The organism is Paraburkholderia lebeckiae (assembly GCF_050436225.1).
Lineage (GTDB): Bacteria > Pseudomonadota > Gammaproteobacteria > Burkholderiales > Burkholderiaceae > Paraburkholderia > Paraburkholderia tuberum.
The window spans coordinates 1,523,841-1,548,938 of the sequence record NZ_JBNDLU010000001.1 but is presented as its reverse complement, the minus strand read 5'-3'; the positions used below and the strand labels follow the sequence as shown (position 1 = coordinate 1,548,938).

Here is a 25,098-nt window from a genome sequence, read left to right as displayed (position 1 = left end):
GCGATGATCGAAGCACGCGTGCCCGCACTCCTTGCCGGGCCGCTGCACAGGAAGCGCTATGCGAGTCGTCGATGCAGCCTGGCAAGAATGGCTGAGCAGCAATGTCGCGCGGGGCTGCACGCCGGGATCGATGATCGACGCGATGGTGCAGGCCGGTTTTGCCGGCGGCGACGCCCGCGTCGCGGTCCACCATGCGTTCGATCGGCGCGCGACCGACCCCGCGGCGCAAGCCACAGTCGCCGATCCAGCCACCCAGCCTTATCGATACGACGCCGCGCCGGTCGCCCGCGGCAACCTGATCCGTGCCGACGACCGCGATGTGCGCGTGCTGCTGCGCTGTGAGCGTCCGCAGCTGGTCGTGTTCGCCGACGTGCTGTCGGTCGCGGAATGCGCCGAGCTGATCGAACGCTCGCGGCATCGGTTGAAACGCTCGACGACGGTCAATCCGCTCACCGGCCACGAAGACGTGATCCGCAACCGCACCAGCGAAGGCGTCTGGTATCGGCGCGGTGAGGATGCGTTGATCGCGCGGATCGAACGGCGCATCGAGAGCCTGACGAACTGGCCGCTCGAAAATGGCGAAGGCCTGCAGGTGCTCCATTACGACAGGAGCGGCGAATACAGCCCTCATTTCGACTTCTTCACACCCGATCATCCGGGAAGCGCGGTGCATACCGCGCAGGGCGGCCAACGCGTCGCGACCCTGATCATGTATCTGAACGACGTCGCCGACGGCGGCGAGACGGTGTTTCCGTCAGCGAGCCTGTCGGTCGCGGCGCGCGCGGGCGGCGCGGTGTATTTCCGCTACATGAACGGCCAACGCCAGCTCGATCCGTCGACTCTGCACGGCGGCGCGCCGGTGCTTGCCGGCGATAAGTGGATCATGACGAAGTGGATGCGCGAGCGCGCGTACGGCTGAGGCGGGCTCTGGCAAATTTGATTCCGATCCGCTTCGTCCCGGTCCGCAAAGCCAACGAGGTTGATGTTCACCCCAGGCAAGATAGGCAGAAAAATGGACCTTCTGCATGGCGCTTCCCGTAAGGGGCAAGCGCCGCGACGCGGGCCTTGGGCGTGGATTCAGGAGGGAACGGGGCATGAATCGTCCGCGCGTTCAGCGGCACATCGGGAAGGACAATCGTTCTAACGATAGCAAGATCGTGCTGTGCCATGCGCATTTCCGCGTGCAGACGAGGGCACGCCCACAGTAGAAGGTTGTTTAAGGAGGGAGAGCGGACCGGTCGCAAGAAACAGGATGCACGGCACTTCAGACAGGCTCCTTCGGAAATGCGGGATTCACCTTGCAGAACGGAGCTTGTCGTCGAGAACGCACGGTGACACCATCCCGAGTCACGGGGTTGGCATTTGGCTTGGCGTACTTTGATGCCCCTTTCTTAGCGTACCCCCTAGATCGAGGGCGTCGTCCGAATGCGATTGATTCCAATCGAAGATCTTTGCCATTCCCGCCATAGCGCGATTGAATGAAGTATTAAAGATTGTTATTTAAAGATTGACCGGAAGGCATCTAAACAAAGTGGTGCACGCGATTACTCTGGATTTTGCCTCGGAGATGGCATCGCCCTGAACCGGTGAAGGCATGTACCAACGACGTCTATCGCCCTCAAATTCCCGGCTGGCACAATTCATAACGATTGAACAATTTGTGCGATTGGCCTGCGCTTTCCTTCGAATTGTCCGGATGTCCGAGCCTACCAACGAAGTTATCGGAGACGTCCTAGAGCGAAATGACGTTGAAAGAATCAGAATTCGTTTGCTGCCTGAGAAGCGGCACATTTATCAACCTTTCCAAAACGAGTTATACCTTGAAAAAACATCTTCTTGCCCTCGCCATTGCAGCTGTTCCTGCCTTCGCGTTTGCTGCCAGCGGCAACACCATCAACTTCCAGGGCGAAGTGACGGATCAGACGTGCGCGGTTGCGATCAATGGCAATGCTGCCAGCCCGACGGTGCTGCTGCCTACCGTCGCAGCGTCACAGTTGGCTGCTGCGGGCGCTACCGCTGAACCGACCAACTTCACGATTGGCGTGACGGGATGTATGGCTCCGACGACGGTGGCTCAGTCGATCAATACGGTGTTCGTGGGCAACCAGGTCACCGCAAGCGGTAATCTGGGCAACACCGGCACCGCGACTAAAGTTGCCCTGCAACTGCTCGATCCGGCAGCACCCGCTGCGCCGTTCAATCTGAGCGGCGTCAACGGTTATGCAGCACCGGGTCTGAATCTGAAAGTTGGCGCATCGGCCGCGTCGCACGACTTCGCTGTTCAGTACATCTCCGAAGAAGGCGGCGCAACGCCAGGTTCGGTTCTGGGCAGCGTGCAGTACGCAGTTAGCTACCAGTAATCACCCCCTTGCCTTCGGGCTTGCATATCTGAGCAAGCCCGAAGGATTTTATATCAGTACATCTAATCAATAGCTTGCGGAAACGGAGAAATCATGGGCTGGGTTCGTGAAAATGTTTACAAGGTAATGCTGGCCGCAACGTGTGCTGCCCAGATTGGCAGCGCCTGCGCCAGTGTCATCATGCCCAGTACCCGTGTCATCTTCGATGGAAACGCCAGAGAGCAGAGTCTGCAGTTTTCCAACCAGGACGATGGACCAAGCGTGATGCAGGTATGGGTTGACTCGGGGAATGCCCAGTCCACCCCCGACACGGCCGACGCGCCGTTTCTGGTTACCCCACCCATATTCCGCATCGAGCCCAAGGCGGGGCAGACAGTACGCCTGGTGTTTACCGGCAAGGATCTGCCGCAAGATCGCGAGTCGGTCTTTTACCTCAATACCCTGCAGATCCCATCGAAAAACGCGGCCTACGCCGACCAGAACCAGATGCTGGTGATGTTGCGCAACCGGCTCAAGCTTTTCTATCGTCCGACCGCAATTGAAGGCAGCGCACAAAAAGCGCAGCAGCTGCTCACATTTCGTATTGGCAAAGAAGGCAAGAGTGAGCGCGTCACCGCCAACAATCCGTCGGGTTACCACATTTCACTTCTTGACGGCAGTTTGACCTGCGGCACGCATACCGCAACTCTCGCGGCTGACATGGTTGCGCCTCGTTCCGAGGCTGGATGGAGCATTAAGGGCGAATGTCCGCTTGAAGGGGCAACCCCTAGTCTGAAAATCAAACACGTCGACGACTACGGTGCGGTTCACGAATCGGAATATCCAGTAATCGTAGAACAAGGGATCAAGTGAGATGTTGCGTCAGCCTCGAAAAGCAGTGTATTCCGTCAACAGTCGGGGTGCTTCCACCGACGTACGGTCAATCAGACCTTCCCAGGTTTCGATAGTCGTAGCGGCCCTCGGTTTTGCGATCCCCGCATGCCGGGCGCTGGCCGCGCCAATTCCGACAGTTGTCGAGGCTTCTGCTAGTGCAGCACCTGCCTATACGTTCGACAGCGATCTACTGATGGGTTCATCACTCGGTGTCGCCGATATCGAACGCTTTAATAAAACCAGCAGCGTTGACCCCGGAAATTATCGGGTCGATATCTACGTGAATGATGTCTTTATTTCCCGTCGGCCGGTCGAGTTCCGCAGCGCAGATAGCGGCGAGGTTTATCCGTGTCTGAGCGACGATTTTCTGATGTCGACCGGGATACTGGTAGAGAGCGCCACATCCAGCGAAGTGTCCGGCGCGTCTTCCGGATCAATGGACAGTGTCCCGGATGAGGCTATGCCAACCGTGCATACGCCACCCGCAGAGGCGTTGACTGCGCTGTGCGGTCCGCTTGCGAAGCGCGTGCCGGGCGCATCCACTGCCTTCGACCTGCCGCGCCTGCGTCTGAACATCAGCGTTCCTCACGCGCAGATGAAGCATGTGCCGCGCGGTGCTGTCGACCTGGCCAGCCTCGAGGCAGGCCAGACCATGGCCTATCTCAACTATGACACGAACTACTACACGTCATCGGCGTTTGGTTACAAGACAAACTCGCTTTATGCGGGTATCAACGCCGGTCTGAATATCGGGCTATGGCGATTTCACCAGCAATCCGCCTATACGTTTAACAACAGCCCCGCGGGTAGCGCCGGGCAGTGGAACAACATTCGCACGTACGCCGAGCGACCGTTGCCGGGCTGGAACAGCCACCTCACTGTCGGGCAAAACTTCACGGGTGGCAACCTGCTCAGTAGTGTGGGTTATACAGGGCTGCATATCGAGACTGATGAGCGCATGCTGCCGGACTCCATGCGCGGTTACGCGCCGGTCGTGAATGGTGTTGCCAACACCAACGCACGGGTCGAGGTAAGTCAGAACGGCAACGTCATTTACCAGACCACAGTTGCGCCGGGTCCGTTTTCGATCAACGATCTGAATCCCACGAGCTATCAGGGTGACCTGACCGTGCGCGTGTTTGAAGCGAACGGGCAGGTGTCCACGTTCACGGTGCCGTTTTCAGCAGTGCCGAACTCACTGCGACCCGGCGCGTCACACTACGGTTTCACGCTGGGTCAGGTGCGCCAGGTGGAAAGCTCGAACGCAAAGTTCGCCGACTTTACATATGAGCGCGGTCTGACCAATATGATCACCGCCAACGGCGGCGCACGTCTTTCCACGGATTACCAGTCCGTACTGGCTGGTGTGGTATTTGGAACGTCATTTGGCGCGTTCGGCCTGAACGCTGCGTGGTCCAACGCACTCGATGCGCAGGGTAACCGCGTGAACGGATGGCGGAGTTCCATCAACTACAGCCATACCCTCCAGCAGACCATGACTACGTTCTCGCTGGCCGGCTATCGCTATTCGACCAAAGGATATCGGGACTTTCTGGATGCACTGAGCGCACGGGCGGCTTATAAGAGCGGCGAGACCTGGTCTTCAGGCACGTATCAGCAGCGCGATCAGTTTACGGTTAACGTCAACCAGAGCCTCAACCAGTACGGCTCCCTTTCTCTGTCAGCTGCGATAAGTAGCTACTATGGCTCGAGGCCGCGCGATACGCAGCTCCAGCTCAGCTATAACAATCACTACAAGTCGATCAACTATAACCTGTCGTTCATTCGCCAGCAGACCGCCATGCTCTACAGCACGGGCTTGCCGAACCTGGTGTCCGGCAGTGGCCAGTCGGGATCAAGCGGCCAGTCGTCCAATACGTTCATGGCGACGGTTTCGATCCCGCTCGGCTACGGCCCGCGCTCCGCAAGTCTCTCCGGCAGCGTTGCAACCGGTACTGGCCAAGGCACCTCGTTCCAGACGTCGGTAAGCGGTATCGCCGATACGGCGCAGACACTCAGCTATGGCCTGACGGCATCGGCCGAGACGCAAAACGGCGCGAAGAGCGTCAGCGGCAACGTGCAGAAGAACCTGTCGATGGTCACGATGGGCGCGAACTATTCGCAGGGTAATGGCTTCTGGCAGGCTGGTGCCAACGCACGCGGCGCAGCAGTCGCGCATGGTGGTGGAGTCACATTCGGCCCGTACCTGAGCGATACGTTCGGCCTCGTTGAAGCCAAGGGTGCAGAGGGTGCCACTGTGCGCAACGGGTCGGGTGCGCGCGTGGACAGTTTCGGGTACGCAATCGTTCCGTCGCTGACACCGTACCGCTACAACGATGTGGCGCTTGATACCAAGGGGATCAACCAGAACGCTGAATTGACAGGTAACCAGATTCGGATTGCACCGTATGCCGGATCTGCTGTGCTGCTCAAATTCTCCACACTGACCGGTCACGCGTTGTTGATCGGAGCGACTCGGCCGGAAGGCGAGCCGCTGCCTCTGGGCGCGGATGTGCTGGACAGCACCGGCGCTGCGATCGGTATGGTGGGTCAGGGTGGACAGGTCTACGCTCGGGTGCCGGCGGATCGCGGCACGTTGACCGTGAAGTGGGGAGAGCATCGCGAAGATCAATGCGCTATCGCGTACGACACCACCGGGCAGGATTCCGCACCCATCATTCGGATGAGCGCAAGGTGCACGCCCCTTGAATCGGCTGAAATTCAGGCCGCAGCCAGGTAATGTTGTGCGCCGGCAAGGCTGACGCACCCGTCGATTCGGGCTCACGGCGGAATCGACGACTATCAGGAGTTTTTATTCATGAAGCGTTTTTTAAACTTCGTCCGGCATTCGCCACGGGTGAGCCGAAACGGCCTGCTGGCAACGCTGGTTGTCATGTCGAGCATCGTCGTGCCCACGCACGCCTCGGCCCAGTCCACCTCGAGGGGGTGCTGGAAGATCACGAGTCTTACCACCAATAAGAATTCGAATCTCTACACGGACCCGGGTACCGTTGCCAGTAGCTGGACGGGGTCAACCGATGGGGGGGGGAAAGGCGCCTATCCAATGACCATTCAGATCAACACCCCTCCCTTTGTGCCAGACGGCACGCTGCTCGCAAGCGGCGTGGCGCCCATGGTCAACCTCGGTGATAAAGGCGTTGGGGGCTACAGTCCCGAGCAGGTTCTGTTCCGCTGCTCCCCTGATTCGGCCGGCACCATGTTTGAATACTATTCGACGAACGGCGATAACGCATATGCTGGCTATACCAATGTCAGTGCCCAGTCAGGTATCCCGGAAACGTATGAAACCTATTACACGGGGGTCGTGTCCCGAGTAACGAACATGACAACAGGTGAATACGTGTCGCGGTACTGGAAAGCTACGCCCCTTACTAACCTCGATGTCGACAGTCAGGGCTGGTTTCTCGTCAAGGCAAAGAACTTCAGTCAGTACAAGATGGAGTTTTTCCAGTGCAGCACCTGCCCGGTCTATGACAATACTAGCACTGGGGCTTGGGCGTATTCCCAGCCCGTCGCCTATTCTGCGTTTGTTGGCGGCGCCAGTGGCACTATCATCAAGGGTAACCTGTCGGTTGGCGCCGACTCCCTCAATCACTACGACGGCTGGTATGGCAATTGGCCCGGTTCGATTAACCCTTATGGCAATGTAACGGTCAGACGATCCGCCACCTGTGCAGTGACCAATGCAACACCGGTGGTGAATTTCCCGTCGATTACGATAGGCGAACTGAATCAGGGTGGTTCCAGGCAGTTGCCCATCACAATCCAGATGCAGTGCCAGACCACTAAGCCTGCGAACCTAGCGGCTTTCGCGAGCGGAACGGCGCCCAACCAGACCGCGCTGGGCATTCTTGCTCCGCCGGCCAATGCACAGACCGCGACCAGCGTGGGCCTGACGACCACGGGAAGCGGCGTAAGCTATCTGCTCTCCGATGGCTACGGAACCGATCCCGGTGCTGCAACCGGCGTGGGTGTGGCATTGTCGAGGCCGGGAGGTGCTGCCTTGAATTTCCTCACCAACGAGTACGTCACCGCTGGCGGTACCAAGGATGGCTGGGATCCGGTTTTGAATGATGCATCTGCAAATGGCCCGGCATCTGGCGGCATGACCTCCTATACGCGCACGATCAATGCGACCTTCAAGGCCTTTGCGCCACGAGCGACGCCGGTGACGGCAGGGAAGTTTAACGCGACGGCTCAGGTTATCGTGCGGGTGCAGTAATCGGTTCTACCGTCACAAACGGTCATTATTAGAGCGCCGGTTGCGGCGCTCTAATGAAGTTTGCGGCCGCAACCGAATAGTAAAGTCGTTAGATCAGCATCCATCTTTGTGAGCCCCTATGAAGATCCACGTGTCAGCGTCCCGCGCGCAGGATGCCGAAAGACCGTCGATTCGCCCGACGTTTGCGGACCGGCGCGGTGCCCCGACCGCGCGTGGACAGGTGGGCAGGTCTCGTACTGGCTGGACACGTCTGGCCGTGCGTGGATCGCGCCAGTTGGTGCGCTTCGCCCTTGCGTGGGGCGCACTGCCCCTGGCTATATGGAGCGCTCAGGCCGCTGCCGGTGTGACGCCCGAGGTGTCGCGGGTGGTGTTCGCGGCGGGTGCCACCGAACAGTCCCTGCAGGTGTTCAATGTCAACAAGTACCCAGTACTCGTTCAGGCATGGGTGGATGACGGTGACATCAATTCGGTGCCACAGGAGTCGAAGGCGCCGATCATCCTGCTGCCGCCTGTTTTTCGCATGGGTCCAGGTGATCAAACGAGTCTGCGCCTCATCAATTCGGGAGCGCCGCTGCCCGCAGATCGCGAGTCCCTGTTCTGGCTCAATCTGTATGAGATTCCAGCAACACCTAGAGACCGGCTACCCGACGCTCAGACGGTGACTGTTACGATGCGCACCCAGGTCAAGGTGTTCGTGCGACCAGAAAAGCTCCCCTATTCCGTGAGCGAGCTCCCCCGGCATCTTGTGTTCTCGCTTGCCCAGGCATCGGACAAACTTGTGCTGAAGGTTGACAACCCGACACCCTATTACGCCACGATCGGTGCCGTGGAGGTCAAGCTGGCGAATGCGTCGCAACGAGCCCAGGCCGATATGGTCGCCCCGTTTTCCAGCGCCACTGTCTCTCTCGAGACGCTGCACGGCAACCCGGGTGAAAATGCAAGCGTGCTATTTTCTCTGATCGGCGATGATGGCAATCCGGTAGCCGATGAACGAAATGTGGCAGTTGGGCCATGACAATTGCATGGATTGCGGGCAGAGAAGAAGGCTAAGGGCGGCGGCCGTGCAAGCCGATCATGGCACACCCGCGATAGTCGGCATTTGGATGCGTGTTCATGCGTCCGTCTTATAAACATCCGGTCGATGTAGCTCCATATACCGCTCGGGGTTCTCGAGCGACGTGAACCCATGCGGCCCATAAACGCGATGCGCGTCGGTCGTGACCAGCACGACTCTACGCAGACTGGCGAGCGAAGGGCTCGCAAAGATATGTTTCATCAACGCCGACGCATAGCCTTGGCCGCGATACGCGGGCAGCACGAACACGTCGCATAGGTAGGCGAAGGTCGCCTCGTCGGTGACGAGGCGCGCGAACGCCATCTGCTTGCCGTCGACAAACCCGCCGAAGCAGAGCGACCCGGCGACGGCGCGCTCGAAGGTCGCGCGTGGCATGCCGCGCGCCCACGGCGTTTCCTGCGACAGGAATGTGTAGACGAGGTCGAGGTCGAGATCGTCGATGCGGCTGGAAATCGCCAGTTCGCCTGCTTGCACGGCACGTCTCCTTTTGATCGCGCAGCGCTTGCGCGTCCCCTAGCTCTTCGCCGGAGTTTCACCGCCGCGCGAACCCCCACCGATACTCTGCCCAGCATTGCGGGCAAGCCCCATATATCCAAGCACGGACAGCAGCGTCAGCACGCCCGCGAACAGGAACGCGAGGCGGAAATCGTCGAGCGTGAACACGTGGCCGGTCGTCTCGCCGTTGAACAGCGCCGCGACGCGCAGCGACACCGCGCCGAATGCGATGCCGAGACCGATCGTCATCTGCGCGGCCGCGCTCCACAGGGTACTCGCCGCGCTCATCTGCGGCTGCGGGATGTCGGCATAGGCGAGCGTCGCGAGCGTCGAGAACTGCATCGAGCGCGCGACGCCGTACACGAACACGACGATCAGCACGAACAAGAGCGGCACGTCCGGCGTCAGCAGTCCGCACGCGATGATGAAAATGCCGGCCACCGCCACATCGACGATCGACACCATCCTGAAGCCGTAGCGCTGCAGGATGCGCGTGGTCAGCGCCTTCATGCCGAGATTGCCGAGCGCGCTCGCGAGCAGCAGCAGCCCCGAGCGGAACGCCGACAGCCCGAAACCGACCTGGAACAGCAGCGGCATCAGATAGGGCACCGCGCCAATGCCAATGCGCGTGAACGAGCCGGTGATGATCGTCACGGAAAACGTCGGCACCTTCAGCGTCGACACGTCGACGAGCGGATACGGATGACGCTTCGCATGCTGGAACGCGAGCGCGCCGACCAGCAGACCGCCCGCCACGATCGAGACCGCGAGCCACGGATTGGTGGCCGGCTGGCTCGCGAGTTCCGCGCCGTACAGAATCGCGGTCAGCGCGACGCCGCTCAGCAGCAGGCCGACGACGTCGAGCGGCTTGCGCTCGGTGCCGCGCAGGTTCGGCACGATGGCGAGCGCGACGGCGATCGCCGCGAGGCCGAACGGCACGTTCAACAGGAAGATCCAGCGCCACGACGCGTAGGTCGTGATGAATCCGCCGATCGGCGGGCCGACCACCGGCGCCGCGATGGCCGGCCATGTGATCGTCGAGATCGCCTGCATCATGCGAGCTTTCTCGGTGCTGCGGACCACGATGAGACGGCCGACTGGCACCATCATCGCTCCGCCGATGCCTTGCAGCAGCCGCGCGGCCGTGAACTCGGGCACGTTCTGCGACAGTCCGCACAGCACCGACGCGACCGTGAACACGCCGATCGCGCTGACGAACACGGTGCGCGCGCCGCAGCGGTCGGCGACCCAGCCGCTCGCCGGGATGAAGATCGCGAGCGCGAGCATGTAGGCGGTCATGCCGAGACTCAGGCTGTTCGGGCCGACGCCGAACGAACGCGCCATCTGCGGCAGCGCGGTGGCGATCACCGTGGTGTCGAGGTACTCCATGAAGAAGGTAGCCGCGACGATGTACGGCAGCCAGCCGACGTGCGCGGTGCGGGTGCCGCTCATCGGGTGAGCTCCCGTGCTGCGCGCGTGCGCGCTGAAAGACAATTGCCGAGCCCGCGCGGGGCGCGTGAATAGTTTGACTTCATGGTGCTTGCGACTACCTTTCGTTTGCGCTTTTGTGATTCTGCCGGCAGCCGGGAGAGCGAGCCGACGAGAGGAGGCCGGTGCCACGAACTGTCGCGGCGGGCTGGCGGGAACATCGGCTTGACTGATTGTCAGTCCCGCTTGTCATCCCTGATTGCCAGCCTCGATTGCCAGCCCTGAATCCTAACGCAATAAAGGGTTCCATATCGCGCGGGCATGCAGCGCGTCACACCGCCGCGCCGCCGCCCGAGCGTCAGTCCTTCCCCGCGTACTCCTTGTCCAGCCGGTCATACAGCGGCTTGTTGACGAGCCGCTGGCGCTCGCTGAACGGCGCGACGATCGTCGCGTCCTCGTCGAGGCGGCCGTTGCTTTGCAGCGTGCCGAGCGCGCGCTGCATGCCGAGCACCGCACCCTGCAGCGCCGCATTCGCGTACAGCACGATGCCGTAGCCGAGCTTCGCGAGCGCGTCGCGTGACTGCACCGGCGTCTTGCCGCCGATCACGATGTTGATCAGCTGCGGCACATTGAACAGCCCCGGCAGACGCTCGATGTCGGTGAGCGATTCGGTCGCCTCGATGAACAGGATGTCGGCGCCCGCCTCGATGAAGCGATGACCGCGCTCGATAGCGTCCTCGATGCCGTGGACCGCGGCCGCGTCGGTACGAGCCATGATCTGCAGGTTCGCGTCTTCGCGTGCGTCGACAGCCGCGCGGATCTTGCCGACCATCTCGCTCGCCGCGACGACTTCCTTGCCCGAGAAGTGGCCGCATTTTTTTGGCATCACCTGATCTTCGAACTGGATCATGTCGGCGCCGCTGCGCTCCAGCACGCGCACGGTCTGGCGCACGTTCAGCGCGTTGCCGAAGCCCGTGTCGGCATCGACGATCAGCGGCAGCGCGACCGCGTCGCGGATGCGCGCGGTGTGCTCTGCGACTTCGGCAAGGCCGATGAAGCCCAGGTCGGGTAGACCGAGGGACATGTTGGTGACGCCCGCGCCGGTGATGTAGACCGCTTCGAAACCGGCGTCCTCGATCACGCGCGCGCTCATCGCGTTGAACGCGCCGGGCACGAGCAGGCCCTGACGCTGATTGACCTTGGCGCGGAAGGCGGCGCGGCGGCTGGCGGAAGTGGTGGTCATGATGGGGTCTCCATGAGGGAAATCGGTAGTAGAACGCCGACGACATTCTGCAGGAAGCGTGCCATTGGCGAGTGTTTCACGGGTCGTTCCGCTGGAACAAGGATTTGCGCGATACCAGGTCGGTCTGGACGTTTGTGGCACAATCGATGAAACGTTTCATGAAACGTTTCGAGGAACGTTTCAATCGAGGAGGGCGGCGTGTCCACGTTCATCCCATTCGTCGCGAATCCGAGCCCCGCCGTCGACTCCGGGCGGCCCGGTGTCGCACTCGTCAGTATCAGCCGACTGCAGTCGCTTTGCGAGACGGTGGCGCCGCGCTACGCGGGCCGGGCGAAGTTCTTCACGGTGCGGGAGGGCTACGGGGCGGCCGTCGCCGCGTTGCAGGCTTACGTGGACGCAGGTTCGGTCGACGTCGTACTGTCCGCCGGCTCGAACGGCGCGTACCTGCGCGAGAACCTCAGCGTGCCGGTGGTAATGGTCAAGGTGAATGGCTTCGACGTGTTGAGCGCGATCACGCGCGCGACGGCCACATGGCCGCGGGCGCGCATCGGGCTCGTGCTGCACGAAGCAATCGCGCAGGAGCTGGCCGACCTGAGCCCGCTCTTGAACGTCGATCTGCGGCAGCGCGCGTATCGGTCGATCGACGAAGTGCGGCTCGCAGTCGATGAACTCGCCGCGCAGGGCTGCCGCGTGGTGGTCGGCGCTGGCATGGCCTGCGATCTGGCGCAGCAGGCCGGCATGGAAAGCGTGTTCCTGTATTCGCTCGCCGCGGTCGAGGAAGCGTTCGAGCGCTCAGTCGAACTGGCGCGCGTGAGCCGCCAGAAGGAATCGAAGCGGGTGCGCCTGAACACGATCGTCGCGCATCTGCGCGACGGCGTCGCCGCGTTCGACGAAGCCGCCCAGCTCGAAGCCGTCAACCCGGCAATGCTCGAACTGCTCGGCCTAGGCGCCGCGCAGGACGTTCCAAACGACGACGAGGACACCCCCGCACGAGTCGCGCGCGCGCTCGCGCCGCTGCTGCGCGAGACGCGCGCCGCCGACCAGCCGGTCGACGAACGCATCGAACAGATCGGCGGCCGCGCACTGATCGTCGGCTGTGTGCCGATCGTCGAGCAGGGCGCGCGCGCCGGTTTCGTCGTGACGGCGCAGGACGCACTCGTCGCGCAGCGGATCGACCGTTCCCTGCGCACCAGCCAGCGGCCGAGGCATCTGGTCGCGCGGCACCGGCTCGACGATCTGATCGGCGCTTCGGCAGCGCTCGAGCGCGTGCGCCGGCTCGCGCGCGCCGGCGCCGCGCACGACGCGACCGTGCTCCTGAGTGGTGAAAGCGGCACCGGCAAGGAACTGGTCGCACAGGGCATTCACAACGCGGGCCGGCGGCGCGGCAATCCGTTCGTCGCGTTCAACTGCGCGGCGGTGCCCGAGGGGCTGATCGAAAGCGAACTGTTCGGACACGAGGAAGGGGCGTACACGGGCGCGCGGCGCGGCGGCAAGCCGGGGTTGTTTGAAATCGCGCACACCGGCACTATTTTTCTCGATGAGATCGGCGAAATGCCGGCCGCGCTGCAAAGCCGGCTATTGCGCGTGCTGCAGGAGCGCGAGGTGATGAAGCTCGGCGCGGGCCGCGCGACGCCGGTCGACGTGAGGGTGATCGCCGCGACGCACCGCGATCTGCACGCGCTCGTCGAGGAGGGCGCGTTTCGCGCGGACCTGTATTTCAGATTAAATCTGCTTCAGATAAAATTGCCGCCGCTGCGCGAACGCCGTGCCGACATCGCGCCGCTGGCGCGGCATCTGCTAGAGCGCAGCGCGGTGCAGTACGGCTTGTCGGCGGCGGGGCTCGAGCGGGTGCTCGTGTTCCTCGCCCCGCTTTTTGCGGATTACGCGTGGCCCGGTAACGTCCGTGAACTGGAAAATCTCCTGGCCCGCGCGGCGATTTATATCGGTGAGCCAACCAACGAGATGTCCGGGAACTTGACTGCCGACGCCTTGCCAGACCAGCAGGCCGTGTTTCCCGAGTTCTTCCGGATCAGGGCGGTCGAGGTCGAGCAGATCACACAGGCGCCTCCAGGCTCTGCGCCCGGCAGTACGGCGCCCCGCGCTACCCCCAGCCGTGAGGCCGCGCTGCGCGCCCTCGAACAATCGGGCGGCAATCGCGCCGCCGCGAGCCGCGCGCTCGGCATCGGCAGAACCACGCTGTGGCGGCTTCTGAAGGGCTGAAACGCCCGGCAAATCGTCCGATAGTTTCGACCGACGAAATTAATAGGGCAGGACTATTGAAGTCATTGACACAATCCACTTTACCTATTAAGCGTAGTCTGACATACTGACTCCACTTTCCAACCCCCTCAAAGAGAGGATTCAGCAAATGCCGATCATCAACAGTCAAGTCAAACCGTTCAAAGCACAGGCTTTTCACAACGGCGATTTCCAGACCGTCACTGAAGAAAGCCTGAAGGGCAAGTGGTCGGTTTTCGTGTTCTACCCGGCCGACTTCACATTCGTGTGCCCGACCGAACTCGGTGACCTGGCCGATCGTTATGAAGATTTCAAGAAGCTGGGCGTGGAAATCTACAGCGTGTCGACCGATACGCACTTCACGCACAAGGCCTGGCACGACACGTCGGATACGATCCGCAAGATCAAGTACCCGATGCTGGCTGACCCGACGCTCGCTATCTCGCGCAACTTCGACGTGCTGATCGAAGAAGAGGGCCTCGCGCTGCGTGGCACGTTCGTGATCAACCCGGAAGGCGAGATCAAGCTGTGCGAAATCCACGACAACGGCATCGGCCGTGACGCTGGCGAACTGCTGCGCAAGGTTCAGGCCGCTCAGTACATCGCAAAGCACCCGGGCGAAGTGTGCCCCGCCAAGTGGACGCCGGGCGCGGAAACGCTGACCCCGTCGCTCGACCTGATCGGCAAGATCTAAGGTCCGCGCAGCTCACGCTGCACCCGCAGTCTGCATCTGCCGGGATCTTCCCGTCGCTTCACCGCGCGAATCGCCTGATACGGCGCTTCGCGCGTCCCCGGGCCCAACACGTCCTATCCGGATGCGTGCGGCGCCGGGACACCCACACCCCTCGTCACGGAATCGCAACGCCATGCTTGACGCCAATCTCAAGACTCAACTGAAGTCGTACCTCGAAAAAGTTAGCAGGCCTATCGAGCTCGTCGCGTCGGTCGACGACAGCGCGAAGTCGCAGGAACTGCTGGCCCTGCTGAACGACATCGCAACCTTGTCAGAGCGCGTCACGTTGATCGAGCGTCGCGGCGACGACGAACGCAAGCCATCGTTCTCGATTGGCGAAGCGGGCAAGGAAACCGGCATCCGTTTCGCCGGCATTCCGATGGGGCATGAATTCACGTCGCTCGTCCTAGCACTGCTGCAGGTCGGCGGCCATCCGGTCAAACTCGACGATGCGGTGATCGAACAGATCCGCAGCCTCGACGGCGACTATCAATTCGAAACGTATTTCTCGCTGTCGTGCCAGAACTGCCCGGAAGTCGTGCAGGCGCTGAACGTGATGGCGTTGATCAATCCGCGCATCCGTCACGTCGCGATCGACGGCGCGCTGTTCCAGAACGAAGTCGACGCGCGCCAGATCATGGCGGTACCGACCATGTTCCTGAACGGCGAAACCTTCGGCCAGGGCCGCAGCGGCGTGAAGGAAATCCTCGCGAAGCTCGATACCAACGCCGGTGCGCGCGCCGCGAAGCAACTGGAGAATAAGCCGGTGTTCGACACGCTGATCGTCGGCGGCGGCCCGGCGGGCGCGGCGGCGGCGATCTACTCGGCGCGCAAGGGCATTGCGACCGGTGTCGTGGCCGAGCGTTTCGGTGGCCAGGTGCTCGATACGCTGGCGATCGAAAACTTCGTCTCCGTGACCGAAACCGAAGGACCGAAGTTCGCGACCGCGCTCGAACAGCACGTGAAGGCCTATGAAGTCGACATCATGGACGTGCAGCGCGCCGAAGCGCTGATCCCTGGGCGCATCATCGAAGTACGTCTGGCCAACGGCGCGGTGCTGAAGTCGAAGACGATCATCCTGGCGACCGGTGCGCGCTGGCGCGAAATCAACGTGCCGGGCGAGCGCGAGTATCGCAATCATGGCGTCGCGTACTGCCCGCACTGCGATGGCCCGCTGTTCAAAGGCAAGCGCGTCGCGGTGATCGGCGGCGGCAACTCGGGCGTCGAGGCCGCGATCGACCTGGCGGGTCTCGTGCGCGAAGTGACGCTGCTCGAATTCGGCGCGACGCTGCGTGCCGACGAGGTGCTGCAACGCAAGCTGCGCAGCCTGCCGAACGTAACGGTCGTCACGCAGGCGCAGACCACGGAAATCACCGGCGACGGCAACAAGGTCAACGGTCTGGTCTACAAGGACCTCGCTTCGGGCGAAGTGAAGAACGTCGAACTCGAAGGCGTGTTCGTGCAGATCGGTCTCGTGCCGAACACCGAATGGCTGAAGGGCACGGTCGAGCTGTCGAAGCATGGCGAGATCGTCGTCGATGCTCGCGGCGCGACGTCGGTGCCGGGCGTGTTCGCCGCCGGCGACGTAACCACGGTGCCGTTCAAGCAGATCGTGATCGCGGTGGGCGAGGGTGCGAAGGCATCGCTGTCCGCATTCGATCACCTGATCCGCAACAGCGAAGAAGTCGCGGCGGTCAGCGAAGCGGAAGCGGAAGCCGAAGCAGCGGTTTGATCCGGTAGATCAGAGACGCAAACGGCGGCCCGCGGGCCGCCGTTTCAGTTTGCGCATGCAACAAGGCCCGCATTCGTGCGGGCCTTTTTCGTTAAAGCACGGGAATCGGTATCACCGCCGGTCGAACGAATACTTGCCGGGGCCGGTCACGCACAACAGCAGCAACCCGCCGATGATGCCGATGTTCTTGTAGAAATGAATCATATTGTCGTACTGCATCGCGCCCGTCATGTTCCAGTAGTGATGGCCGATGATCGCGGTGCCGAGCGTATACACCGCAAGCAGCAGCGCCAGCGGTCGCGTGAAAAATCCCACTAACAGCGCGACGCCCACCACAAGCTCCATCACCACCGCGATAACAGCCGAGAACGCCGGCACGGGCGCGCCGGTCGACGTCATATAAGCGACGGTGCCTGCGAAGCCGGTCAACTTCGACCAGCCGAACATCACGAACAGCACCATCAGCAGGATTCGAGCGACGAGAACGACGACGTCTTTCTGGTTTTCAAACAGTGTGTAGCGCATGATTTTTCCCGATAGGGTAGAGCGATGAAGCTCGCTGGAAATCGTCGTCCAGCGAGCCGCGTTCAGGTTTGAGTCAATAGCAGCGCAAGCGGAGCGCTTATGCCCACAACGCCGAGGTTTCGATATTACGCAGGTCGAACACGAGCACTTCCGCTTCGCGGCCCTGCGTGAACGTCAGCGCTTCTTCACCCCGCACCCGCGCGCCGTCACCCTCGGCAAGCTCGACGCCATTCACCGTGACGCTGCCGCGCGCCACCTGAACATATGCATAGCGGTCCCTCGCGAGTTCGAGCCGTGCGGTTTCGTCGCCGTCGAACAGACCGGCATACACGCGCGCATCCTGTTGCAACTGCAGCGAACCGTTCGCACCGTCCGGCGACAGCACGAGCCGCAGCACACCGCGCTTGTCGGCCGCGCCGAAGTGCTGTTGCTGATAGCGCGGCTTCGTGCCTTGCTGGGCCGGCGCGATCCAGATCTGCAGGAAGTGCACCGGCTCGCTCTTCGAATGGTTGTATTCGCTGTGCGCCACACCGGTGCCCGCGCTCATCAACTGGACGTCGCCCGGCACGATCACCGAGCCCGTGCCCATTGTGTCCTTGTGTTCGAGCGCGCCTTCGAGCACGTACGAAAAGATCTCCATGTCGCGATGCGGATGCTTGCCGAAGCCCTGCGCCGGCGCCACACGGTCGTCGTTGATCACGAGCAGGTCGGAGAAGCCGTTCTGCTTCGGATCGTGATAGTTCGCGAACGAAAACGTATGACGCGAGCTGAGCCAGCCGTGTTCCGCGCGGCCACGTTGGTTGGCGTGTCTGATTTCGAGCATGCTCTTTCTCCTTGAGTTTTGTCGTGCGATCCGGGCCAGATGTTTGGCTGCGATCCATGAACGACAGTGTAGGTCAATCAGGATGGCTATAATCATGGTAAAACCGGAAACACTGTCGCATTGGAGTGGACAATACGATGCAACTCGATGACATGCGCATCTTCGTCGCGACCGTCGACGCCCACAATTTCACCGCCGCGGCGAACCGGCTGTCGCTGTCGAAACAGTTCGTGAGCCGCCGTGTGATGGCGCTCGAGGAAGCGCTCGGTGTGCAACTGCTGATCCGCAACACGCGCAAGCTGGCGGTGACCGATCTGGGTCAGGAGTTCTACGAGCGCGCGAAGCGCATCCTCGGCGAGGTCGAGGACGCCGAGCAGGCCATGTCACTGCGCCGCGCCGGGCCGCGCGGGCTGCTACGCGTGAGCGCGCCGATGTCGTTCGGCATGATGCATCTGTCGCCGCTCGTCGCGGCGTTTCTGCGCGAGCATCGCGACGTGCGGTTCGACATGGAACTGAGCGACCGCGCCGTCGATGTGGTCGGCGAAGGCTTCGACATGGCGATCCGTATCGGCACGCTGGCGGATTCGTCGCTGATCGCGCAAAAGCTGATCGATGTGAAGATGGTCGCGTGCTGCAGCCCCGGTTATTTGCGTCGGCGTGGCAGCCCGGCCGTGCCTGGCGATCTCGCGAACCACGAATGTCTGCTGTACGGCCATGGCGGCGCGGTGAGCTGGGACTTCAGCGTCGAGGGCGTGGTGAAGAGCGTCGAGGTGCGGGGGCCGTTACGCGCCAATAACGGCGATCTGATTCGCGATGCGGCCGTCGCGGGACTTGGAATCGTTCGGCTACCGGATTTCATCGTCGCCGATGCGCTCGCAAGCGGACAACTCGTGCCCGTGCTCGAAGCGTTCCTGCCGTCGGCGACGGGCGTCTATGCCGTGTATCCGCAGCATCGGCAAAGCTCGGTCACGATCCGGGCGTTCGTCGAATTTCTGCGCAAGCATCTGAGGAAGAAGCTCGCGACCGAACCGCGGACGCCCGTCGGCTAATCGCCTAAACCGCATCAACCGTCGCGGAAGATAAAGCTGTACGCGCTCAACGCCGGCACGCCGCCCAGGTGCGCATACAGCACGCGCGAGCCGGCTGGAAATTCGCCGTTACGCACCTTGTCGATCATGCCGTGCATCGACTTACCTTCGTACACCGGATCGGTCAGCATGCCTTCGAGCCGCGCGCACAGACGGATCGCCTCGAGCGTGCCGTCGTTCGGCAGACCGTATTCCGGGCCGCCGTAGCGCTCGTCGAGCACGATGTCCTTCGCGGTGATGTCGCGGCCCAGTTCGACGCTCTCGGCGGTCCGCTTCGCGATGCGCATGATCTGCTCGCGTGTCTGCGCCGGTTTCGCCGATGCGTCGATGCCGATCACCCGATCGGCGCGGCCGTCGGCGGCGAAACCGACGACCATGCCAGCCTGCGTGCTGCCCGTCACCGAGCACACGACGATGTAGTCGAACCTGAAGCCTAGTTCGGCTTCCTGCTGACGCACCTCTTCGGCAAAGCCGACGAAGCCGAGGCCGCCGAGCGGATGGTCCGAGCAGCCGGCCGGAATCGCGTACGGCTTGCCGCCGGCCGCGCGCACGCTGTCGAGCGCGTCTTCCCAGCTCTTGCGAAAGCCGATGTCGAAGCCGTCCGGCACGAGCCGCACGTCGGCGCCCATCATGCGCGACATCTGGATGTTGCCGACGCGGTCATACACCGCATCCGAGTAGTTGACCCAGTTCTCCTGCACGAGCACGCACTTCAGGCCCAAATGCGCGGCAACCGCCGCGACCTGGCGCGTCTGGTTCGACTGGATGCCGCCGATCGACACGAGCGTGTCGCAGCCCTGCGCGAGCGCGTCGGGGATCAGATACTCGAGCTTGCGGGTCTTGTTGCCGCCGAACGCGAGGCCGCTATTGCAGTCCTCGCGCTTCGCATAAAGCTCGACCTTGCCGCCGAGATGTTCGCTCAGACGCTTGAGCGGTTGAATTGGCGTCGGTCCGAAGGTGAGCGGGTAGCGGGGGAATCGTTGCAGGTTCATCGCGGCTCCGTGGTGGGGTGATTTCCATGAGTTCATGTTAGGAAAAACCGCCAGAAATGAGCTTGCGAAAAAAATCTCCTGGACGTATTTTTCGAAATCAAAGAATGTCCGCTTCCTAATAAAACTTCGCATACATGGTCATGAGCGCAACGAAAGTTCGTGCTGGAGCGCCACCTTCGGGCATCGGCGCGATTCACCACCCGCTCGATCGCATCGATCGCGCGATCCTGCGGCAGTTGCAAACCGACGCGTCGATTTCGAACGTGGCGCTCGCCGCGAAAGTGAAGCTGAGCGCGCCGGCGTGTTTGCGGCGCGTCGAACGCTTGAAGGAATCGGGGCTGATTCGCGGCGTGGTCGCGCTGCTCGATCCAAAGGCGGCCGGCGCGGGCATGCTCGTGATCATCGGCGTGGTTCTGGATCGCTCGACGCCCGAGTCGTTCGCCGAGTTCGAGAAGGCCGCGCAGAAGGTGGCCGGCTGCATGGAGTGCCACGTGGTGACCGGCGAGTTCGACTATTTCATGGTGATCCGCACGCGCGACAGCGACAGCTTCAATCGACTGCACGCCGAGCAGTTGCTGTATCTGCCGGGCGTACGGCAGATTCGCTCATTCATGGTGCTGAAGGAAATCCTGTCGACCACGAAATTTCCGCTGTGAGCCGCGCGGCCGCGCCGCCGGCCGCGAAAGCGCGCATGCTGTCATAAATGCCGAGCCCGCGCGACCAAGCTTCGGCGCACCCGCATGCGGCCGTGGCAGCACCGTGCCAACGCGGGCGGGCGCCGGCACTTTTCCGGAGCGACCATCATGACTCGCAACAGACCGCAATTCCTTACATCGTTCGGCGGCATCTCGAAACGCTCACGCGCGGCCGCGTTGTCGTTGCTGCTAGGCGCGGCCGCGCTTGCATTGCCGCTCGCGCAGCGCGTCGCGTTCGCGGCGGAGAACGCGGTCGTGATCGCGCCCCCCGCGCTCGACGAACCGATCCCGGCCAGCACCGCGCACGAGGAAACCGCGGTGTTCGCGGGTGGCTGTTTCTGGGGCGTCCAGGGGGTGTTCCAGCATGTGCGCGGTGTCACGCGGGCGGTGTCCGGCTACTCGGGCGGCTCACGCGACACCGCGCAGTACGAGACCGTCAGCGGCGGCGAGACGGGGCACGCCGAATCGGTGCAGGTCACGTTCGATCCTGGCAAGGTCACCTACGGCCAGTTGCTGCAGGTGTATTTCTCGGTGGTTCAGGACCCGACCGAGCTGAATCGTCAGGGGCCCGACAGCGGCACGCAATACCGCTCCGCGATCTTTCCACTGAACGACGCGCAACGGCATGTCGCGCAAAGCTACATTGCGCAGCTCGACAAGTCGCACGTGTTCCCCGCGCCGATCGTCACGAAGACGGAGCCGTACAAGGGCTTCTATCCGGCAGAGTCGTATCACCAGAACTATTTGACGTTGCATCCCGATTCGGCCTACATCGTGTTCAATGACATGCCGAAAATCGCCAACCTGAAACGCTTGTTCCCGAACCTGTATCGCGACAAGCCGGTGCTCGTCGAAGCAGGGCAATAACCCCCCGAACGGCGGCGCCAGCGGCGCCGCCACAGCGCCGGACCGTCTTCGGATTACGCCTTGGGTCGCGCTCGTCATCAATCTTCCACAGAGTTGGCGCATATCTTGCGAAGCAATGTGCCGTTGGCCATTGTCCGCGTCACCGCGGCGCGCAAGGACTATGCGCAGTGGCCACCACGCTAGCGCGTGGGTCATGCGCCGCGCCTCGTGCACATCGCGCTGCCCGCTTCATTGATTGGAAAAATTACACGCCGTAAGTAACAGCGCGGCGGTCGTCCGCGTTTTTGGGTCCGCGCTGGACCCCGGGCGACAACCTAACCTCATCGCGACGAGCGAAATTGGAGGCTTCCGGTGGTGAACAGCCGTAGAAAGAAGCGGGGCGCCATGCCTCGCCATAAACGAACCGGCATCGCGGCGAGCTCGCTCGTCGCCGCGACCTTGGGTGCGATGGCCTGCGTGCCGGGTGTGGTCTTCGCGCAGACGCCGTCGCCGCTCGGCGAATGGCAATATTCGGTGGGCATTCCGCTGCAGAAGATGTGGCAGCCGAACATTCCCGACTGGCAACTGCGCTTCGGCGTGGCCACATCGTTCCAGCCGCGCTTCGAAGGATCGGACCGCTATCACCTGGTGACCGGCCCGAGCATCGACGTGCGCTACAAGGATCTGTTCTTTCTGTCGAGCGGCGAAGGCTTCGGCGTGAATTTCGCGCAGGGCGAGAACTGGCGCATGAGTCTCGCCGCGGTCTACGACCTCGGGCGACGCGGCCAGGACGATCCGCAGGAACTCAACGGGCTCGGCAACATCAACCCGGCGCCCGGTCTGAAGCTTTCGGGCGAGTACGTCGTGTCGAAGGATTTTCCGCTCGTCCTGCGCGCCGATATCCGCCGCTATTTCGGCGGATCGAACGGCTGGATCGGCGATCTCGGCGCCTATATGCCGATGCCCGGCAGCACCAAGCAGTTCTTCTGGTTCGCCGGCCCGAACGTGGTGCTCGCGGACTCCAATTACATGAATAGCTGGTTCGGCGTCAATCAGGAACAGGCCGCGCACTCGCAGTATCCGCAGTATCACGCGAGCGCGGGCTTCAAGTCGGTGGGTTTCGGCGTCAGCGCGATCTGGCTGTTCAGCAAGCACTGGTTCGCGACCGCCGACGGCGCGTTCGAGCAACTCGTCGGCAGCGCGGGCAACAGTCCGATCACGCGCAGCCGCGCGAACGGCGTCGCCGACGTATCGATCAACTACCGGTTCTGACGCACCGCCGCGTCGCAGCCACTGCGCCGTGACTTCGTGGGTATAGCCCTTGCTGACTCCGTGATCGTGCGCCGCGACGCCTCCGTCGCCGCGCGCCCGAACAGAAGGAGTGATCCCCATGGCAGGTAAAGCGAACACCCAGAAGCCCGCGGCCCAGGCAAACGGGGCAGCGCAGTCGAACGACGCGAAATCGAACGATCTCGAACGCAATCGCGTGAAGCCGCAAGGCCAGGCCCTGAGGACCAATCAGGGCGTCAAGATTGCCGACAACCAGAACACGTTGCGAGCGGGACCGCGCGGTCCATCGCTGCTCGAAGATTTCATCATGCGTGAAAAGATCACGCACTTCGACCACGAGCGCATTCCCGAACGGATCGTGCACGCGCGTGGCTCGGCCGCGCATGGTGTCTTCAAGGTCTACGAATCGATGCGCGAGTACACCAAGGCCGCGTTTTTGCAGGACCCGGCCGCCGAAACGCCGGTCTATGTGCGTTTCTCGACCGTGCAAGGTCCGCGCGGCTCCGCCGACACCGTGCGCGACGTGCGCGGCTTCGCGACGAAGTTCTACACGCAGGAAGGCAATCTCGATCTGGTCGGCAACAACATGCCGGTGTTCTTCATTCAGGACGCGATCAAGTTTCCTGACTTCGTGCACGCGGTGAAACCGGAAGCACCGAACGAAATGCCGACCGGCGGGTCCGCGCACGACACGTTCTGGGACTTCGTCTCGCTCGTGCCCGAATCGGCGCACATGGTGCTGTGGACGATGTCGGACCGCGCGATTCCGCGCAGCTTCCGGACGATGGAAGGCTTCGGCGTTCACACGTTCCGCTTCGTCAATGCGCAGGGCAAAGCTCGTTTCGTCAAGTTCCACTGGCGTCCCGTGCTCGGCTCGTATTCGCTGCTGTGGGACGAAGCGCAGAAGCTCGCGGGCAAGGACCCGGACTTTCACCGGCGCGACCTATGGGAAGCGATCGAGCGCGGCGATTATCCGGAGTACGAACTGGGCGTGCAGATCGTCGAGGAAGCCGACGAGCACAAGTTCGATTTCGACCTGCTCGATCCGACCAAGCTGATTCCGGAAGAGCTGGTGCCGGTGAAAATCATCGGCAAGATGACGCTCAATCGCAATCCGGACAACTTCTTCGCCGAGACCGAACAGGCCGCGTTCCATCCGGGGCATATCGTGCCGGGCATCGATTTCACCAACGATCCGTTGCTGCAGGGGCGTTTGTTTTCGTACACGGACACTCAGATCAGCCGCCTCGGTGGCCCGAACTTTCACGAGATTCCGATCAACCGGCCGGTCTGTCCATCCGTCAACAATCAGCGCGATGCGATGCATCGGCAGGCGATCCATGTCGGCCAGGCGTCGTACGAGCCGAACTCGCTGAACGAGGGCTGGCCGAAGGAAACCGATCCAGCCGCCGAAGATGGCGGCTTCGACAGCTATCAGGAACGCGTCGAGAGCACGAAGATTCGGGTGCGCAGCGACTCGTTTGCCGATCATTTCTCGCAGGCCGCGTTGTTCTACAACAGCATGTCGCAGCCGGAAAAAGACCATATCGCGGCGGCCTATCAGTTCGAGCTCGGCAAGGTGACTAAGCCCGAAATTCGCGCGCGCCAGGTCAACGAGATTCTCGCGAACTTCGACGCCGATCTCGCCGCGAAGGTCGCCGAAGGACTCGGCTTGCCGGCGCCGAAACAGGGCACGGCGAAACTCGTCGGGCCGAAGACGTCGCCGGCGTTGAGTCTGCTCAATCGCGTGAAGCCCGGCATCAAGACTCGCAAGATCGCGCTGCTCGCCGCACCCGGCTCCGATGGCGCGGCGATCAAACAGTTGCAGCAGGCGCTCACGGGCGAAGGCGCGACGCCGATGCTGATCGCGCCGACGCTCGCCGAGATCGATGGCCTCGCGCCCGACGCGACGATCGCCGGGCTGCCATCGGTGATGTTCGACGCGGTGATCGTCGTCGGCGGCGAGAAGGGGGCGAAGGCACTGTCGCAATCGGGCGATGCGCGGCACTTCGTGCTCGAAGCGTTCAAGCATCTGAAGGCGATCGCGGCGCTCGGCGCGGGGCGCGACCTGCTCGCGGCCGCGCAGTTGCCCGCGCAGCCGGACGGCGTCGCGACCGGCGAGGACTCGCAGTCCGCCGACGTGTTGAAGGCGTTCATCAAGGCCGCCGGACAGCATCGCGTGTGGTCGCGCGCGGCGCAGGCGGAATCGGTGCCGGCCTGAGCGGGCCGAGCCGGTTGCGCTGACGCGCTGCCGCGTTAGCCGCTGAACGGTGCTGAGCGTAGCTGAAACGCGGCGCGTCGATGCGCGTCGATACAGGAATCTGGCCGGTGTTAGCCGGCCGGATTCTTTTTGCATTCCGCGTCGCGCTCGACGAATCGTGCGAAGGGAGCCGCGCCGTGCCCAGCAGGGCTCAACGAG

The 25,098-nt window shown here is 62.4% G+C and carries 20 protein-coding genes; 14 read left to right on the top strand and 6 right to left on the bottom strand.

What is annotated here, in order from left to right:
- The first annotated feature begins 58 nt into the window (after positions 1-58).
- From OKW45_RS07250 to OKW45_RS07225, 6 genes are all read left to right on the top strand, one after another.
- On the top strand, positions 59-919 hold the full coding sequence (locus tag OKW45_RS07250; protein ID WP_018425267.1) for a 2OG-Fe(II) oxygenase: 861 nt from the start codon (positions 59-61) through the stop codon (positions 917-919).
- A gap of 901 nt (positions 920-1,820) precedes the next feature.
- Positions 1,821-2,360, top strand: coding sequence for a fimbrial protein (locus OKW45_RS07245; RefSeq protein WP_429469294.1), 540 nt, complete (start codon positions 1,821-1,823; stop codon positions 2,358-2,360).
- Positions 2,361-2,453: 93 nt separating this feature from the next.
- Positions 2,454-3,212, top strand: coding sequence for a fimbrial biogenesis chaperone (locus OKW45_RS07240; RefSeq protein WP_429466850.1), 759 nt, complete (start codon positions 2,454-2,456; stop codon positions 3,210-3,212).
- 214 nt (positions 3,213-3,426) lie between these two features.
- Entirely contained in the window at positions 3,427-5,973 is a 2,547-nt protein-coding gene (locus OKW45_RS07235; RefSeq protein ID WP_429466848.1) for a fimbria/pilus outer membrane usher protein, read from the top strand.
- Between the two features lie 78 nt (positions 5,974-6,051).
- The gene (locus OKW45_RS07230; protein WP_051103854.1) at positions 6,052-7,476 is read left to right on the top strand and encodes a fimbrial protein; all 1,425 of its coding nucleotides are present in this window, start codon (positions 6,052-6,054) and stop codon (positions 7,474-7,476) included.
- Positions 7,477-7,594: 118 nt separating this feature from the next.
- Positions 7,595-8,491, top strand: a complete 897-nt coding sequence (locus OKW45_RS07225; protein ID WP_429466846.1) for a fimbrial biogenesis chaperone — start codon at positions 7,595-7,597, stop codon at positions 8,489-8,491.
- A 96-nt stretch (positions 8,492-8,587) separates the two neighbouring features.
- Here OKW45_RS07225 and OKW45_RS07220 read toward each other — a convergent pair whose 3' ends face one another.
- The 3 genes from OKW45_RS07220 to OKW45_RS07210 form a co-directional block, all read right to left on the bottom strand.
- Positions 8,588-9,025: a GNAT family N-acetyltransferase gene (locus OKW45_RS07220; RefSeq protein WP_018425260.1), complete on the bottom strand. Its 438-nt coding sequence runs from the start codon at positions 9,023-9,025 to the stop codon at positions 8,588-8,590.
- 39 nt (positions 9,026-9,064) lie between these two features.
- Complete coding sequence (locus OKW45_RS07215; RefSeq protein ID WP_429466844.1) at positions 9,065-10,498, bottom strand: MFS transporter; 1,434 nt, start codon at positions 10,496-10,498, stop codon at positions 9,065-9,067.
- A 334-nt stretch (positions 10,499-10,832) separates the two neighbouring features.
- Positions 10,833-11,717, bottom strand: a complete 885-nt coding sequence (locus OKW45_RS07210; protein WP_018425258.1) for an isocitrate lyase/PEP mutase family protein — start codon at positions 11,715-11,717, stop codon at positions 10,833-10,835.
- A 198-nt stretch (positions 11,718-11,915) separates the two neighbouring features.
- Between OKW45_RS07210 and prpR the strand changes: the two genes are divergently transcribed.
- From prpR to ahpF, 3 genes are all read left to right on the top strand, one after another.
- On the top strand, positions 11,916-13,937 hold the full coding sequence (gene prpR, locus OKW45_RS07205; protein WP_429466842.1) for a propionate catabolism operon regulatory protein PrpR: 2,022 nt from the start codon (positions 11,916-11,918) through the stop codon (positions 13,935-13,937).
- A 148-nt stretch (positions 13,938-14,085) separates the two neighbouring features.
- A complete protein-coding gene (ahpC, locus tag OKW45_RS07200; RefSeq protein ID WP_429443665.1) occupies positions 14,086-14,649 on the top strand; it encodes an alkyl hydroperoxide reductase subunit C in 564 nt (187 codons plus the stop codon).
- A 172-nt stretch (positions 14,650-14,821) separates the two neighbouring features.
- Positions 14,822-16,420 carry an alkyl hydroperoxide reductase subunit F gene (ahpF, locus tag OKW45_RS07195; RefSeq protein WP_429466840.1) on the top strand — a complete coding sequence of 533 codons (1,599 nt, stop codon included), beginning with the start codon at positions 14,822-14,824 and terminating at the stop codon, positions 16,418-16,420.
- A 111-nt stretch (positions 16,421-16,531) separates the two neighbouring features.
- Here the strand turns inward: ahpF and OKW45_RS07190 are convergent, their stop codons facing one another.
- Positions 16,532-16,945 (bottom strand): DoxX family protein, encoded by a 414-nt coding sequence (locus tag OKW45_RS07190; RefSeq protein ID WP_018425254.1) that lies wholly within the window; start codon positions 16,943-16,945, stop codon positions 16,532-16,534.
- A 97-nt stretch (positions 16,946-17,042) separates the two neighbouring features.
- Positions 17,043-17,768: a pirin family protein gene (locus OKW45_RS07185; RefSeq protein WP_429466838.1), complete on the bottom strand. Its 726-nt coding sequence runs from the start codon at positions 17,766-17,768 to the stop codon at positions 17,043-17,045.
- A gap of 137 nt (positions 17,769-17,905) precedes the next feature.
- Here OKW45_RS07185 and OKW45_RS07180 point away from each other — a divergent pair, with 137 nt between their 5' ends.
- The gene (locus tag OKW45_RS07180) at positions 17,906-18,817 is read left to right on the top strand and encodes a LysR family transcriptional regulator (protein WP_026226669.1); all 912 of its coding nucleotides are present in this window, start codon (positions 17,906-17,908) and stop codon (positions 18,815-18,817) included.
- Positions 18,818-18,831: 14 nt separating this feature from the next.
- Here OKW45_RS07180 and OKW45_RS07175 read toward each other — a convergent pair whose 3' ends face one another.
- The gene (locus tag OKW45_RS07175; RefSeq protein WP_018425251.1) at positions 18,832-19,848 is read right to left on the bottom strand and encodes a 1-aminocyclopropane-1-carboxylate deaminase; all 1,017 of its coding nucleotides are present in this window, start codon (positions 19,846-19,848) and stop codon (positions 18,832-18,834) included.
- A 140-nt stretch (positions 19,849-19,988) separates the two neighbouring features.
- Here OKW45_RS07175 and OKW45_RS07170 point away from each other — a divergent pair, with 140 nt between their 5' ends.
- From OKW45_RS07170 to katE, 4 genes are all read left to right on the top strand, one after another.
- Complete coding sequence (locus tag OKW45_RS07170) at positions 19,989-20,504, top strand: Lrp/AsnC family transcriptional regulator (protein ID WP_026226668.1); 516 nt, start codon at positions 19,989-19,991, stop codon at positions 20,502-20,504.
- Between the two features lie 147 nt (positions 20,505-20,651).
- Positions 20,652-21,410, top strand: a complete 759-nt coding sequence (gene msrA / locus OKW45_RS07165; RefSeq protein ID WP_429466837.1) for a peptide-methionine (S)-S-oxide reductase MsrA — start codon at positions 20,652-20,654, stop codon at positions 21,408-21,410.
- 351 nt (positions 21,411-21,761) lie between these two features.
- A complete protein-coding gene (locus OKW45_RS07160) occupies positions 21,762-22,661 on the top strand; it encodes a MipA/OmpV family protein (protein WP_429466835.1) in 900 nt (299 codons plus the stop codon).
- A gap of 118 nt (positions 22,662-22,779) precedes the next feature.
- The gene (gene katE, locus OKW45_RS07155) at positions 22,780-24,900 is read left to right on the top strand and encodes a catalase HPII (RefSeq protein WP_429466833.1); all 2,121 of its coding nucleotides are present in this window, start codon (positions 22,780-22,782) and stop codon (positions 24,898-24,900) included.
- The last annotated feature ends 198 nt before the right edge of the window (positions 24,901-25,098 follow it).